The 13,374-nt window shown below is 63.7% G+C and carries 16 protein-coding genes; 8 read left to right on the top strand and 8 right to left on the bottom strand.

Annotated features, from left to right (window positions below; translation table 11 throughout):
• Window positions 1-35: 35 nt before the first annotated feature.
• The 4 genes from hflK to L0V05_RS09410 all read left to right on the top strand — a co-directional run bounded on the left by hflK (window position 36) and on the right by L0V05_RS09410 (window position 3,963).
• Window positions 36-1,232: an FtsH protease activity modulator HflK gene (gene hflK / locus L0V05_RS09425; RefSeq protein WP_234869854.1), complete on the top strand. Its 1,197-nt coding sequence runs from the start codon at window positions 36-38 to the stop codon at window positions 1,230-1,232.
• A complete protein-coding gene (hflC, locus tag L0V05_RS09420; protein ID WP_234869853.1) occupies window positions 1,232-2,155 on the top strand; it encodes a protease modulator HflC in 924 nt (307 codons plus the stop codon). The genes hflK and hflC overlap by 1 nt, the downstream gene beginning before the upstream one ends.
• The gene (locus tag L0V05_RS09415; RefSeq protein ID WP_234869852.1) at window positions 2,152-2,346 is read left to right on the top strand and encodes a DUF2065 family protein; all 195 of its coding nucleotides are present in this window, start codon (window positions 2,152-2,154) and stop codon (window positions 2,344-2,346) included. The genes hflC and L0V05_RS09415 overlap by 4 nt, the downstream gene beginning before the upstream one ends.
• A 141-nt stretch (window positions 2,347-2,487) precedes the next feature.
• Window positions 2,488-3,963, top strand: a complete 1,476-nt coding sequence (locus L0V05_RS09410) for a Do family serine endopeptidase (protein WP_406565964.1) — start codon at window positions 2,488-2,490, stop codon at window positions 3,961-3,963.
• A 52-nt stretch (window positions 3,964-4,015) separates the two neighbouring features.
• Here L0V05_RS09410 and L0V05_RS09405 read toward each other — a convergent pair whose 3' ends face one another.
• Window positions 4,016-4,555: a peptidoglycan-binding domain-containing protein gene (locus tag L0V05_RS09405; protein ID WP_234869851.1), complete on the bottom strand. Its 540-nt coding sequence runs from the start codon at window positions 4,553-4,555 to the stop codon at window positions 4,016-4,018.
• A 115-nt stretch (window positions 4,556-4,670) separates the two neighbouring features.
• Window positions 4,671-5,291 (bottom strand): sulfotransferase family protein, encoded by a 621-nt coding sequence (locus L0V05_RS09400; protein ID WP_234869850.1) that lies wholly within the window; start codon window positions 5,289-5,291, stop codon window positions 4,671-4,673.
• Window positions 5,292-5,425: 134 nt separating this feature from the next.
• On the opposite strand from L0V05_RS09400, the gene L0V05_RS09395 reads away from it, so the two are divergent.
• Window positions 5,426-5,749 carry a 2Fe-2S iron-sulfur cluster-binding protein gene (locus tag L0V05_RS09395; RefSeq protein WP_234869849.1) on the top strand — a complete coding sequence of 108 codons (324 nt, stop codon included), beginning with the start codon at window positions 5,426-5,428 and terminating at the stop codon, window positions 5,747-5,749.
• A gap of 6 nt (window positions 5,750-5,755) precedes the next feature.
• Here L0V05_RS09395 and L0V05_RS09390 read toward each other — a convergent pair whose 3' ends face one another.
• Complete coding sequence (locus L0V05_RS09390) at window positions 5,756-6,172, bottom strand: DUF1178 family protein (protein WP_234869848.1); 417 nt, start codon at window positions 6,170-6,172, stop codon at window positions 5,756-5,758.
• 50 nt (window positions 6,173-6,222) lie between these two features.
• Complete coding sequence (locus L0V05_RS09385; RefSeq protein WP_234869847.1) at window positions 6,223-6,732, bottom strand: NUDIX hydrolase; 510 nt, start codon at window positions 6,730-6,732, stop codon at window positions 6,223-6,225.
• A gap of 188 nt (window positions 6,733-6,920) precedes the next feature.
• On the opposite strand from L0V05_RS09385, the gene L0V05_RS09380 reads away from it, so the two are divergent.
• From L0V05_RS09380 to thpR, 3 genes are read left to right on the top strand one after another with little or no spacing between them, the layout of a single operon-like run.
• Window positions 6,921-7,445 (top strand): glutathione peroxidase, encoded by a 525-nt coding sequence (locus L0V05_RS09380; protein WP_234869846.1) that lies wholly within the window; start codon window positions 6,921-6,923, stop codon window positions 7,443-7,445.
• Window positions 7,442-8,548, top strand: a complete 1,107-nt coding sequence (locus tag L0V05_RS09375; protein WP_406565970.1) for an acetoin utilization protein AcuC — start codon at window positions 7,442-7,444, stop codon at window positions 8,546-8,548. Before L0V05_RS09380 ends, L0V05_RS09375 begins: the two co-directional genes overlap by 4 nt.
• On the top strand, window positions 8,545-9,087 hold the full coding sequence (gene thpR, locus L0V05_RS09370; RefSeq protein ID WP_234869844.1) for an RNA 2',3'-cyclic phosphodiesterase: 543 nt from the start codon (window positions 8,545-8,547) through the stop codon (window positions 9,085-9,087). The genes L0V05_RS09375 and thpR overlap by 4 nt, the downstream gene beginning before the upstream one ends.
• Window positions 9,088-9,096: 9 nt before the next feature.
• On the opposite strand, the gene L0V05_RS09365 is transcribed toward thpR, so the two are convergent.
• From L0V05_RS09365 to L0V05_RS09350, 4 genes are read right to left on the bottom strand one after another with little or no spacing between them, the layout of a single operon-like run.
• A complete protein-coding gene (locus L0V05_RS09365) occupies window positions 9,097-10,587 on the bottom strand; it encodes an amidase (protein WP_255683690.1) in 1,491 nt (496 codons plus the stop codon).
• A 22-nt stretch (window positions 10,588-10,609) separates the two neighbouring features.
• Window positions 10,610-11,635 carry an extracellular solute-binding protein gene (locus L0V05_RS09360; protein ID WP_234869842.1) on the bottom strand — a complete coding sequence of 342 codons (1,026 nt, stop codon included), beginning with the start codon at window positions 11,633-11,635 and terminating at the stop codon, window positions 10,610-10,612.
• A 33-nt stretch (window positions 11,636-11,668) separates the two neighbouring features.
• On the bottom strand, window positions 11,669-12,472 hold the full coding sequence (locus L0V05_RS09355) for an ABC transporter permease (protein WP_234869841.1): 804 nt from the start codon (window positions 12,470-12,472) through the stop codon (window positions 11,669-11,671).
• The gene (locus L0V05_RS09350; protein WP_234869840.1) at window positions 12,465-13,373 is read right to left on the bottom strand and encodes an ABC transporter permease; all 909 of its coding nucleotides are present in this window, start codon (window positions 13,371-13,373) and stop codon (window positions 12,465-12,467) included. Before L0V05_RS09350 ends, L0V05_RS09355 begins: the two co-directional genes overlap by 8 nt.
• Window position 13,374: the final 1 nt, after the last annotated feature.

The following is a 13,374-nucleotide window of genomic DNA, read 5'->3' as shown; positions in this document are numbered from 1 at the left end:
AGTCGCGTTGCAGCACGACGTGAAGGAAGGAACGCATGGCAGGCAGCGGCGGCCCATGGGGCGGCGGAGGTTCGGGCGGCGACAATCGCGGCGATAACCGCGGTGACAACAATCGCGGGGGAAAGCGGCCGGGCGAAGGCCCGCAGCTCCCCGAGATCGACGAACTGATGAAGAAGGGGCAGGAACAGCTCCGCGTCCTGATGGGCGGCCGTGGTCGCCAGGGCGGCGGCGGCAATGGCGGCGGGTCCGGTGGTGGGGGTCTCGGCCCCATATTCACGCGCCAGGGTCTGGCGCTTGGCGCACTCGCGGCACTTGGTCTGTGGGCTTTCATGTCCTTCTACACGGTCAAGCCTGAAGAACGCTCGGTCGAATTGTTCCTTGGCAAGTATTCCGGCATCGGCAATCCGGGCCTCAACTTTGCGCCCTGGCCTTTCGTCACTGCCGAGATCGTTCAGGTGACCGGCGAACGGCAGACGGATATCGGCACGGGCAAGGATGGTGACAATGACACCGGCCTGATGCTGACCCGCGACCAGAACATCGTCGACATCGAGTTCCAGGTTGTCTGGAACATCACAGATCCGGCGAAATACCTGTTCAACCTTGCCGATCCGACCGACACGATCCGCGCGGTCTCCGAAAGTGCGATGCGCGACATCATCGCGCGGTCTGAATTGGCGCCGATCCTGAACCGCGACCGGGGCGCCATCGCCGCCGATCTGCGCCAGGCGGTGCAGGCGACGCTCGACAGCTACAATGCGGGCATCAACGTGGTGCGGGTGAACTTCGACCGTGCCGACCCGCCGCGCGAGGTCATCGACAGCTTCCGCGAAGTTCAGGCGGCCCAGCAGGAGCGGGACCGGCTGGAGAAAGAGGCTGATGCCTATGCCAACCGGGTCACCGCTGGCGCCCGTGGTGATGCGGCACGTCTGCTGGAGGAATCCGAGGCCTACCGCTCGCGCGTCGTGAATGCGGCCGAAGGTGAGACCAGCCGCTTCCTGTCGCTTCTGACAGAGTACGAGAAGGCGCCGGAGATCACCCGTCGCCGTCTCTATCTCGAGACGATGGAGAAAGTGTACGGCGACATGAACAAGGTCATCCTTGACGGCGTCGCCGGGGGCGAGGCTGCGGGGCAGGGGGTCGTGCCCTTCCTGCCGCTGAATGAACTTGGCCGGTTGACTGCGCCCGGAGGCGCCGGAGCCGCCGCGACCCAGTCTGGGGGGAGCAACTGATGAACCGCGCATCCATCATCCTGCCCGCGCTGATCGTCGCGATCGTGCTTGGCCTGTCGTCGGTCTTCATCGTCGACGAACGCGAGAAAGCACTTGTCCTGCAGTTCGGCCAGGTCAAGGCGGTGAAGGAAGATCCGGGCCTTGGTTTCAAGATCCCGCTTATCCAGGAAGTCGTAAGGTATGACGGACGAATCCTAGGCCTGCCGACGCAGCCGCTTGAAGTGACTCCGCTCGATGATCGCCGTCTTGTCGTCGATGCCTTTGCGCGCTGGCAGATCGTGAACCTTATCGAGTTCCGCGAATCTGTGGGTGCCGAGGGCGTGCGGGCGGCGCAGGTTCGGCTCGAACGGATCATCAACGCGGCCATCCGCGAGGTTCTGGGTTCGGTGCCTTCGAGTGCCGTGTTGTCCGAGGACCGCACAGGTCTGATGAACCGCATCCGCGATCTTGCGCGGCGCGAGGCGGCCGCCCTTGGAATCGACGTGATCGACGTTCGCCTAACCCGTACGGATCTGCCCGAGCAAAACCTGGCGGCGACCTATGCCAGGATGCGTGCCGAGCGCGAGCGTGAGGCAGCGGACGAGATCGCCCGCGGTGGCGAAGCCGCGGCGCGGGTTCGCGCAACCGCAGACCGGACCGTGGTTGAACTTACCTCGGACGCGCGGCGTCAGGCAGATGTCGTGCGCGGCGAGGCCGACGCCAAGCGCAACGCGATCTATGCGGCGGCCTATGGCAAGAATCCGGAGTTCTTTGCCTTTACCCGGTCGTTGCAGGCCTACGAGACGTCCCTGAAAGGAACGAATTCTTCGATCGTGCTCGAACCGAATTCGGTTTTCTTCGAGTATCTCAATGGCTTTGACACCCCGGCTGTGTCCTCGGCTACCCCCTTGGATTCCGCAGCCGAGGGACAGACTGCGCCATGAGCCTTTTGCTCCTTGCGATCGGTCTGGTGCTTTCGGTTGAGGGGCTGGCGCTTGCGCTGGCCCCTTCGCGTATGGAGGATCTGCTGGCACGATTTTCTGCCATGCCCCGGGACCAGCGCCGCGCTCTGGGATTGGGGGCCTTGGCCCTGGGCGTGGTGCTCGTCTGGCTTGCCCGTCACCTCGGGGCGTGACAGATTCCGCTAACGGATCTTTCACATCGAATTGAGCCTATGCGAACGGGATTGCATTGCAGTTGGCCCCCCTCCGCGGTGTATCTGCGGATCAGGCCGGTCGCGTGACCGGCAGTCTCATGCAGCCAAAAGGAGTTTCGAGTGTCCCTCATCACCAAGTCCGCCGCCCGGCCGAAGACCGCGCGCAACCTGGTTGCGGCAGCGCTCTTGGGTGCCGCCGTTGCGGCTACGCCGGTCGTCCCGGCCCTGGCGTTCACCGCCCCTGAATCGTTTGCCGATCTGGCCAAGCAGGTCAGCCCGGCCGTTGTCGACATCACCACCTCGGCCGTCGTTGCCGCCTCGACCGAGGACGGCCCGATGGTTCCGGAAGGCTCGCCCTTCGAGGAGTTCTTCAAGGACTTCCAGGATCGCCAGGGTGGCGAGGGCGGCCAGCAGGCCCCGCGCCGCAGCGAGGCGCTCGGCTCGGGGTTCGTCGTGTCCGAGGACGGTTTCATCGTCACGAACAACCACGTCATCGAAGGTGCCGACGAGATCCAGATCGAGTTCTTCAACGGCAACAAGATGGATGCGAAGGTCGTCGGCACCGATCCGAAGACCGATATCGCGCTCCTCAAGGTTGACTCCAAAGAGCCGCTGCCCTTCGTCAAGTTCGGCGACAGCGACCTGATGCAGGTCGGCGACTGGGTTGTCGCGATGGGCAACCCGCTCGGCCAGGGCTTCTCGGTTTCGGCGGGGATCGTTTCGGCCCGCAACCGGGCGCTCTCGGGCACCTATGACGACTACATCCAGACCGATGCCGCCATCAACCGCGGCAACTCGGGCGGCCCGCTGTTCAATTCGGATGGCCAGGTGATCGGCGTGAACACCGCCATCCTGTCGCCGAACGGCGGCTCGATCGGCATCGGCTTCTCAATGGCGTCGAACGTGGTGTCGAAGGTTGTCGACCAGCTGAAGGAATACGGCGAAACCCGCCGCGGCTGGCTGGGTGTGCGCATCCAGGACGTGACGCCGGATGTTGCCGACGCGATGGGTCTGGCTGATGCCAAGGGCGCACTGGTGACTGACGTGCCGGATGGCCCGGCCAAGGATGCCGGCATGAAGTCGGGTGACGTCATCGTTCGCTTCGACGGTGTCGATGTGAAGGACACCCGCGAACTGGTTCGCAAGGTGGCCGACACCGACATTGGCAAGGCGACCGAGGTCGTGGTGCTGCGCGACGGCAAATCCGAGACTCTGTCGATCAAGCTTGGCCGCCGCGAGGATGCAGAGTCCGAGCCGGTTCCGGCATCCGCCAAGAGCCCGGCCAAGCCGGAAGTGCAGGAGCTTCTGGGCCTGAAGGTGGTCGAAGTGACCCCTGATGCCGCCGAAAAGATGAACCTGCCTGCCGACACCAAGGGCCTTGCGGTGATGGAGGTCGATCCGGCGTCCGAAGCCTACACCAAGGGCCTGCGTGCAGGCGACATCATCACCGAAGCCGGTCAGCAGCCGGTCACGACCGTGTCCGACCTGGAAGACCGCGTCACCGAGGCCCGCGATGCCGGCCGCAAGTCGCTGCTGCTGCTTGTCCGCCGCGAAGGCGACCCACGGTTCGTCGCGCTGTCGGTCGAAAAGAGCTGATCCTGTCCTGGACTGGCGATCAATGGGGGTGCGCCTTGGGCGCCCCCTCTACTTAGCTCAGGCTGTCGCGGTCCACGGCGACAAGACCCAGATCCCGCGCCGCCGCGAGCGACAGGATCTTGCTGTCAAGGCCGCGTGGCTCTTGATAGCGGCGGATGGCAAGGCGCGTGGCCTCGTTCATTTCCCCTGTAACCGGCTCGGAATAAAGACCGCGGGCCTTGAGCGCGCGCTGCAGCGATGCGGTAAAGGTGATGTTGCCGTCAGCCCCGCAGGGCTTCCGAAAGAAGACCGTCTGGCGATCCTGAACGATCTTCTGGCGGGTGACGCTGCGAAAGACCGCCGGCGAGATCTGTGTTCCGTCCTCGGCAAGCTGCGCCGGTCGGATCATCTCCTGTTCGCTGACCGTCTCGATCACGGCGGGCGTCACCTCCTTGGCCCAGCACGCACCTGCAGGCGCAGTAGGGGGCATGTCCTCCTCTGCGGGAACGAGTTCCGCGCGCAGGTCGGCGTCGGAGGCTGCGCCAGACGTCGGGATGCTGTCGCAGGCCGTCAAGGCCAGCAACAGGGCACCGGAAGCAAGGAAGCGGATCATGCGGCCTGTCGGTTGTAATTCGTGCCGGTCTGCCCGGATTGCGGAACACGATAGCGCCAAAGCCTCTGCCTAGGAAGCAGTCGCTCACGCCCGCGGATGAACCGTTGCGGCACGATCAGGTCGTTGGCGCATCGCCCCCTGTGCCGAAGCGCGTTGTGAATTCAGTCCGGCTGTTCTGGTGTGGATAGGGAACATCGGGAACCTGCACGCCGAGGTGGGCGCAAAGCGGCCCCCACCCATCGCCAAGGCTATGGATCAACAGCCGGTCGGCCGGCACGGTGGCCTTCACTGTCGAGACATGCGCCTCGTATAGACCCATGACATGGGCACGATCCTCGGGTCGCCCACCAAGAGCCTGCTTGGCGACCAGGGCAACGCCAAGCGAGGCCGGATCGGTGCTGCCCTTGAGCGCGGGCAGCAGGGTGCGCTCATAGCTCTCCCACCAGCTTTCAGGACTCCGCCAGGTCAGGATCACTTTCGCCTTTGGATAGGTCGCGATCAGATCCCGCCAGTAATGCACCGAGGGCCAGTCCATGCACGACCGGTAGCCCGCGAAAAGGGCTTCCCAATCCGGAGCCGCTCCTGCGGCGAGCGCGCGCCACAGCCGCCTTTGCTCGGGATTCGAGTTCACCTCGAACATGTGATGGCAGGGGCCGAAGCCAAGAATGCCCAAGGCCTCTCGCATCGAGTCCGTGCCAGTTCGTCCAAATCCGGTCCCGATGACGTCAAGCGGCATGGCAAGCCTCCGGCTGCATCGCCTCTGGTCTTCGACTGACGCTAAGCCGACAGGAAATGTCGCGCAACAGGGGTATGGAAGCCGCCGTGCGGCTAGGCTAGAAACCGCGGGCATTCCGATTGAAGGACAAGGCGATGGCGAAAATCACCTATATCGAATTCGGCGGTAAAGAGCACGTCGTTGATGTGCCGAACGGCCTGACGGTGATGGAAGGCGCGCGAGACAATGGCATTCCGGGGATCGAAGCCGATTGCGGCGGTGCATGCGCCTGTTCGACCTGCCACGTCTATGTCGCTGCCGATTGGGTTGAAAAGCTTCCGGCCAAGGACGCGATGGAACAAGACATGCTCGACTTCGCCTGGAACCCCGATCCGGTGCGTTCGCGCCTGACCTGCCAGCTCAAGGTGACCCCTGCGCTTGATGGGTTGGTTGTCCAGATGCCGGAAAAGCAGATCTGACGCGGGTCAGTTTGTCTTGCGCCGCGGCATGAAGGGCAGCGGCGCAACGGGCACGCCATCCTCGATCAGTTGCTTCGCGTCTTCGGGCTTCGCTTCGCCATAGATCGACCGGGACGGCAGTTCGCCCTCGTGCATCTTGCGGGCTTCCGACGCGAAATTCAGCCCGACATACTCCGAATTCTCCTCGACCTGTCGGCGCAGTGCCGCGAGCGCCTGCTCGATTTCGGTCGTGGGGGCGCCAAGGTCTCGCGCCTCGCCTGCCATGGCGACAGAGGGTGACATAAGTGCTTTGGAAACCTCGGTATTTCCGCAAACAGGGCAGCTTAGCCGCGCCGCCGAGGCGAGGCTATCGAACGCGTCCGAGGATTTGAACCAGCTGTCGAACTCATGGCCAGACGCGCAGGTCAGGTTGTAGTGGATCATTCTGTCACACAGAGCTTCTGAGGACCGAGATAATCGATCGCGTCAGGAATTCAATCGCTGTCGCGCGGGGGCTCGACCGGCGGGTTCCCACTGACCTGCCCAGGCGCGGCTGCGAGGCCGGCGGCCGCAATCGCGGCCTCGCTCGGGGGGCGGAATTCGGACAGGATCTGGCGCAACTCCGGTTCAGCGACTTTTCGGATCGCATCCTCGATTGAGAACCATTTCCGCCGCCGCTGCTTGCGTTCGGGGAAACGCTTCTTCAGTTCGGTCACGCGCAGGGGATAGACGGCGACTACACAGGGAATGCTGCGGCCTGGAATGACGACCTTGTCATAGGCATAAACCCCCAGACACAACGGCAACATCTTGCCCAGTACTCCGGCTTCTTCCCAGGCCTCGCGCTCGGCCGATCCGGCATCGGTGGCCCCTTCGACCGGCCAACCTTTCGGAATGATCCACCGCCCCGTATCGCGCGAGGTCACAAGCAGCACCTGAATGCCGGCCTTGTGCATCCGCCAACAGATCGCCCCGTACTGGGTTCTGGTGGTCGTATCGCTCAACAGCGTAATGATCTTTGTCCTATTCACTGAACCGCCTGCTCGGAGTTTGCCTCTCGTTTGCGTCAGTTTCAGACGATCCGAGCCTCTTGTCCAGACCGTGCGTTTTACTGCGGTGAGTTGACGCTTGCGCTGGCGGGACTAGTTCCCGCCAAAGAAAGAAGCTGGAAACGGGGCTGGGAGGAAAGGCGATGACGAGATGGGTCTCGGGCGCAATAGGTGCAATCGGTTTCCTGCTGACGACGGCAGCGGCGCAGGCCGGTTTCACCTTTTCCTCGATCGACGGGGGCAGAATCGACCTCGACAGCTTCCGCGGACAGCCGGTTCTGGTCGTGAACACGGCTTCACTCTGTGGGTTCGCCCCCCAGTTCACCGAACTGCAGGAGCTTCAGGATCGCTATGGGTCGCGCGGTCTGGTCGTTCTGGCCGTGCCTTCGGACGACTTCCGCCAGGAACTGGGGTCAGCGCAGGAAGTGAAGGAGTACTGCGCGATACAGTTTGACGTGACCCTGCCGATGACCGACATCACCCATGTCACCGGTCCGGAAGCGCATCCCTTCTATCTCTGGCTGCGCGATGAAACCGGCTTCACGCCGCGCTGGAATTTCAACAAAGTGTTGATTGGCCCGAACGGAGAAGTGCAGGCGACATGGGGGTCCACGACGAAACCGACCTCGCCTTCGATCCTGTCGAAGATCGAGCCGCTTCTGAACTGAGCGCGCCCACCGGACCGCTGCTGATCGGGTCCGAGATCTATCGCCGCTCGAGCTACGGTGGCCAGCACCCGCTGCGGATACCCCGGGTCTCGACCGTGATGGACCTGACGCGGGCACTGGGCTGGCTGCCGCCCGCGCGCTTCCGCCAAAGTCCGCGTGCCAAGCCGGCAGCGCTGAGCCTGTTCCATGACCCCGCCTACATCGCCGCGCTTCAGGCCGCCGAGGCGCGGGGCCATGCCCTGCCGGATGACAGCCGCTTCGGCCTCGGGACCGTGGCAAATCCGGTCTTCCCCGAGGTTTTCCGCCGCCCGGCCACCTCGGCAGGCGGGGCAATGCTGGCGGCGGAACTCCTGCGCGACGCCGGGGTGATCTACGTTCCGGCAGGTGGCACCCATCACGGCCTTCCCGCCCGGGCAAACGGCTTCTGCTACACAAATGATCCGGTTCTGGCGATGCTGGTCCTGCGACGGGTCGGAGCTCGCCGCATCGCCTATGTCGATATCGACGCCCATCATTGCGACGGCGTGGAAGAGGCCTTTGCGGGCGATCCCGAAACCCTGCTGATCTCGATCCACGAGGAAGGACGCTGGCCATTCACGGGGCATCTGGAGGATGAAGGTGTCGGCAACTGTTTCAACCTGCCGGTTCCGCGCGGCTTCAACGACAGCGAGATGCGCGCGGCGCTTGAAGGCCTGATCCTTCCGCGCGTCACCGGATTCCGCCCCGACGCGATCGTCCTGCAATGTGGTGCGGATGCCCTTCTGGAAGACCCGTTGTCGCGCCTTGCCTTGTCGAACAATGCCCATTGGTCGGTGGTGGCGGCGCTGCGGCCCGTCGCCCCGCGCTATCTCGTTCTGGGCGGCGGAGGTTACGACCCATGGTCTGTCGGCCGGTGCTGGACCGGCGTCTGGGCGACGTTGACCGGAGATGAGATCCCTGACCTCCTGCCCCGCGAGGCGCAGGCTGTCCTTGCGACGCTGCCCCGGTTCCGCGGCCGACCCGAACCGCAGGAGCATATGCTCACAACGCTGCGCGATGCGCCGCGCGAGGGTCCGGTACGGCCAGAAATCCGGGCGCGTCTTTCTCATCTGGCCCGTCGATGATCCGCGCCTTCCTTGCCATCGAGTTGAACGAGGCATTGCGTTCGGCCCTGGCCGTGCAGCAGTTCCTGTTACCGCTGCCGCGCAAGGAGCCGCTCGAGAACCTGCATCTGACACTCGTTTTCCTGGGCGAACAGCCGGAGCGGAAGCTGGAAGAGGTCCACGAGGCAATCGGCGCGCTCAGATTGCCTGCGCTGTCTCTGGAAATGGCAGGGCTCGGGCTATTCGGCGGCGAGAAAGTTCGCGCTGTCTGGTCGGGCGTCGCCCCGACCCCCCAACTCATGCGCCTTCAGGAAAAGCTCGAGACCGCCGTCCGCCGCGCTGGCGTCGAGACCGAGCACCGCCGTTTCGTTCCGCATGTCACGCTCGGCCGCTTCCGCCCTCCCGGGATCGAGGAGCGTATGCGGATCGAACGGGCGGTCGCCAGCGGGAGCGATTTTCGCGCGGGGCCTATGGAGGTGAATGAGTTCGTCCTGTTCGAAAGCATCCGCACCGCAGCGGGCTCGCGCTACGAGGCGCTCGCACGCTATCCTCTTGGTTGAGCCAGGTGCTCAGGCTTCCGCCGGACGCTGCGATGGCCAGTCCGTGGCCCGGTGATAGGCCTGTCCGAGCCGAAGCAGCCGCCGATCGGTGCCCTTCGGGCCAAATATCTGAACCCCCATCGGCAGGCCCTGCTCACCAAAGCCGGCCGGAACGGCCAGGGCGGGAAGGCCGACCAAGCTCACCGGGATCACCACCTGCATCCAGCGGTGATAGGTGTCCATCTCCTGCCCGGCGATCCGGCGCGGCCAGGTTTGTTCCTTGGGGAAAGGCCAGACCTGCGCCGACGGCAAGACCAATGCGTCGTAGCGTTCGAACAGCCCGGCGAGCGTGGCATACCATTGCGAGCGGATCACGCTGGCCCGGTGGATCTCTGCCGCGCTGTAGGACAGGCCTCGCTCGATCTCCCAGATCGCCTCGGGCTTGAGATGGGCCCGCGATTTCGGCTCGGCATAGAGGACACCGAGACCAGCAGCCACCGACCAGCTGCGCAACATGGTCCAGCTTTCCCAGAGACGGTCGGCAGGGAAGGGCGGCGGGACCGCTTCGACAGAGCAACCAAGATCGGTCAGCGCGACGAGCGCCGCCGCACAGGTGTCAAGGATGCCGGGCTCGGTCGGGAACGCTCCGCCCCAATCCCCCAGCCAGCCGATCCGGGTGCCCTTCACCTCGACATCGAGGCCCGCGCTGAATGGCTCCCACGCGCGCGAATGCGGATCGGTGGGCTCGGGAACGGCAAGGATCTCCAGGAAACGGGCCAGATCCTCGATGGTGCGCGCCATGGGACCATCGGTCGCGAGCTGATGCAGGAAGCCATCACCTTCCGGGTCGGCCGGCACCAGTCCGAAGGTCGGTCTGAAGCCATAGACGTTGCAGAACGCCGCCGGATTGCGCAGGGACCCCATCATGTCCGAACCGTCGGCAACAGCGACGAGCCGCGCGGCGAGTGCGGCGGCAGCCCCGCCAGACGAACCGCCCGCGCTTCGCGACGGGTCATAGGGGTTGCCAGTCACCCCGTGCACCGGGTTGTAGGAATGCGACCCAAGGCCGAATTCGGGCACGTTGGTCTTGCCGATGATGATCCCGCCCGCAGCTCGAACCCGGCGGGGCAGCATGTCGTCGGCTTTCGGAATGAAATCGGCCAGTCCGGGGTGCCCGGAACTGGACAGGATGCCAGAAACGCGCTGCAGGTCCTTGATGGCAAAAGGAATGCCATGCAGCCAGCCGCTCGGCTCCAGATCGTCAAGCGCCTGCGCTTCGGCCATGAGGAGTCCGGGATCACGCAACGCGACGATGGCGTTGACCGCCGGATTGACGCGCGCGATCCGGGCAAGAACCGCCGACATCACATCCGAAGGTGCAACTTTGCGCGCATGGATCAGCCGCGACAGCGCGCTCGCGGAAAGTCCTGTCAGATCCATGACGGCCTGCTTCTTATTGGAAGAACACTTCAAACGGTGCGGGGGGCTCTCAGCCCCCCGCCTTGCCGGATGCCGACCCATAGGGTCGGCATCCGTTTCATGGTCATTTCTGCAGTTCGGTCCAGATGGCCGTGTTGTATTCCTGCGCCTTCGGGCTGCACGGCAGCAGGAAGTGGCCTTTTGCCTTGAACTCTTCCGGGATGACGATTTCCGGTGCGTCCTTCATGTCGGCGGGCATGAACTCCTCGGACCCCGCAATTCCGTTTGCGTAGCGGGCGAAGCTCGAGATCAGCGCGGCGTTCTCCGGCAACATGATGAAGTCGAGGAACTTGTAGGCTTCCTCGACGTTCTTTGCGTCCGACAGCAGGGCCACCTGGTCCATCCACAGCGGGAAGCCTTCCTTCGGATAGCCGTACTTCACATCCGGGTTGGCGAGACGGGCACGGAAGATGGCTCCGTTCCAGTAGAGCGAGGCCATGACATCGTTGTTCGACATCTTCTCGGTCATGCCATAATCCATCGACAGCCATTTCGGCTTGGCTTCCAGAAGCTTGTCGCGGACCTTCTTCAGCACCTCGGTATCCTCGGTGCAGGCCTCGCCGCCGACATACCAGGTGGCGAGCGAGATCACGTCGTTCATTTCCGGCGTGACGTTGACCTTGCCGACCAGCTCCGGCGGCGGGTCAAGGAAGATCGCCGAGGTATTGATGTCGCCCGAATAGGCCTTCTGGTTCACGGCCATGCCGGTCGTGCCCCACTGCCACGGAACGGTGAACTTGCGGCCCGGGTCATAGGGCACGTCCTTCCATTCCGGCGCGATGTTGCCGTGATGGGGCAGCTTCGACAGGTCCAGTTCCTGGATCAGGCCCTTCTCGGCATAGATCTGCACATAGTTGGCCGAGGGCACGACGAGGTCAAAGCCGTGGCCGCCAGCCTCGATCTTGGCCAGCGCGGTGTCGTTGCTGTCGTAGTCGGTCACGGTGACCTTGATGCCGGTCTCCTTCTCGAATTTCGCAAGCAGTTCGGGGCTGGTGTAGTCGCCCCAGTTGTAGAGCTGGAGCTCGCCCTCGGCACAAGCGATGCCGGTGCTGGCCATGAGGATGGCCGTGACCGTCAGAAGTCTTTTCATTTCCTGGTTTCTCCCGGTTGGTTGTCTTCTAAGTCAGTCTTTTTTGCGCGTCAGAATGAAGAACAGGGTCAACAGCACGATCGTAAGGGCGAGGAGCACGGTCGAGATCGCATAGATCTCGGGCGAGATCTGGCGACGCACCTGGGCAAGCATGTAGGTCGGCAGGGTATCCTGTCCCGCCGATTTAACGAAAAGTGTAATGACCACGTCGTCCAGCGAGGTGACAAAGGCCAGCATCATGCCGGCGATGATCCCCGGCAACAGAAGCGGCAGCGTCACCCGTCGGAAGGTCAGCCAGGGCGACGCATAAAGGTCAGCCGCCGCCGTTTCCAGCGTCAGGTCCATGCCTTCGAGCCGGGCGCGGATCGGCAGATAGGCAAAGGGCACGCAGAACGCCGAGTGCGCCGCGATCAGATAGCCAAGGCCCTGATAGCCGGTCGCAACCTTGATCGAGGCGAAGAAGATCAGCAACGCCACGGCTGTCACGATCTCGGGCACCATAAGGGGCTGGTTGATCATCAGGTAGATGAAGGTCTGGCCGCGGAATGGCCGCCGCCGCGTCGTGGCGATCGCGGCCATTGTTGCAACCGTGGTCGAGATCACCGCAGCTAGCGACGCAATCACCAGTGAGCGGATCGTGGCGTCCTTCACATGGTCGTTGGCCCAGGCCTTGGCAAACCAGCTTAGAGTGAATCCCTGCCAGGCGCCGATGGACTCACCGCCGTTGAACGATCCGATCACCAGCATCAGGATCGGCAGGTAGAGCGCGATGAAGACGAAGATCGCCGTTGCAGTGAAGCCCGGCAGGCGAGAGGCGGAGAAGCTGCGGTCAGCCATTGTTCGTCCCCTTGGTCGAGGCACGGACATAGAACATGAGCGCAATCGTCACGACGATCAGCAGCAGGACCGACAGCGCGGCGCCAAGCGGCCAGTTCCGGCCCTGTCCGAACTGCAACTCGATGAAGTTGCCGATCATCATGTTCTTTCCGCCGCCAAGGATGCGCGGCGTGACATAGGCCCCGAGGGCAGGGATGAAGACCAGGATCGAGCCTGCCACGATCCCCGGCCGCACGATCGGCACGATCACCCGCCGCAGGACCTGCCAGCGCGACGCGTAGAGATCATAGCCCGCCTCGAGCAGCCGCATGTCGAACCGGTCGATCGAGGCGAAGAGCGGCAGCACCATCAGCGGCAGGTAGACATAGGTCATGCCCACGAAAACGGCGGTGTCGGTGTAGATCATGTTGATCGGCTGGTCGATCACCCCCATCCACATCAGGACCGAGTTTATCAGCCCCTCATTGCGGATGATCTCGTTGATCGCGAAGGTTCGGATCAGCAGGTTCGTCCAGAACGGGATGGTGATGAGGAACAGCCAGAGCGCGCGCGAGCGGGGCGACCGCGTGGCGATGAACCAGGCGGTGGGAAAGCCGACGATGAAGGTGATGATCGTGGTAAGGAGCGACAGCTTCACCGATCGCCAGAAGATCGTCAGATGCGCATCGGCAAGCTTCAGCGTGCCGTCGAAGATGTCGCGGGAATAGAGCGTGCCGATCCAGGCATCCCAGGAAAACTTCCATTCCACGTTGCCGTATTGGCCGGGCGTCAGGAAGGAATAGACCAGCATGATGAACAGCGGCCCGATGGCTGCGACGAGCAGCAGGATCAGCGCCGGTGCCGACAGGGCCCAGGCGTTGCGGACCTCCCGGTGACGCGCGGCCTCCTCGTTGGCGCTCATC

Origin of the sequence: Alitabrizicola rongguiensis (genome assembly GCF_021491355.1) — a bacterium.
Lineage (GTDB): Bacteria > Pseudomonadota > Alphaproteobacteria > Rhodobacterales > Rhodobacteraceae > Aliitabrizicola > Aliitabrizicola rongguiensis.
This window is presented reverse-complemented; position numbering and strand designations above follow the sequence as displayed.

Excerpts from the sequence above, each read along its gene's own strand:
- hflK (WP_234869854.1), top strand. The coding sequence starts at position 36 with ATGGCAGGCAGCGGCGGCCCATGGGGCGGCGGAGGTTCGGGCGGCGAC.
- hflC (WP_234869853.1), top strand. The coding sequence starts at position 1,232 with ATGAACCGCGCATCCATCATCCTGCCCGCGCTGATCGTCGCGATCGTG.
- L0V05_RS09415 (WP_234869852.1), top strand. The coding sequence starts at position 2,152 with ATGAGCCTTTTGCTCCTTGCGATCGGTCTGGTGCTTTCGGTTGAGGGG.
- L0V05_RS09405 (WP_234869851.1), bottom strand. The coding sequence starts at position 4,555 with ATGATCCGCTTCCTTGCTTCCGGTGCCCTGTTGCTGGCCTTGACGGCC.
- L0V05_RS09400 (WP_234869850.1), bottom strand. The coding sequence starts at position 5,291 with ATGCCGCTTGACGTCATCGGGACCGGATTTGGACGAACTGGCACGGAC.
- L0V05_RS09395 (WP_234869849.1), top strand. The coding sequence starts at position 5,426 with ATGGCGAAAATCACCTATATCGAATTCGGCGGTAAAGAGCACGTCGTT.
- L0V05_RS09390 (WP_234869848.1), bottom strand. The coding sequence starts at position 6,172 with ATGATCCACTACAACCTGACCTGCGCGTCTGGCCATGAGTTCGACAGC.
- L0V05_RS09380 (WP_234869846.1), top strand. The coding sequence starts at position 6,921 with ATGACGAGATGGGTCTCGGGCGCAATAGGTGCAATCGGTTTCCTGCTG.
- thpR (WP_234869844.1), top strand. The coding sequence starts at position 8,545 with ATGATCCGCGCCTTCCTTGCCATCGAGTTGAACGAGGCATTGCGTTCG.
- L0V05_RS09365 (WP_255683690.1), bottom strand. The coding sequence starts at position 10,587 with ATGGGTCGGCATCCGGCAAGGCGGGGGGCTGAGAGCCCCCCGCACCGT.
- L0V05_RS09360 (WP_234869842.1), bottom strand. The coding sequence starts at position 11,635 with ATGAAAAGACTTCTGACGGTCACGGCCATCCTCATGGCCAGCACCGGC.
- L0V05_RS09355 (WP_234869841.1), bottom strand. The coding sequence starts at position 12,472 with ATGGCTGACCGCAGCTTCTCCGCCTCTCGCCTGCCGGGCTTCACTGCA.
- L0V05_RS09350 (WP_234869840.1), bottom strand. The coding sequence starts at position 13,373 with ATGAGCGCCAACGAGGAGGCCGCGCGTCACCGGGAGGTCCGCAACGCC.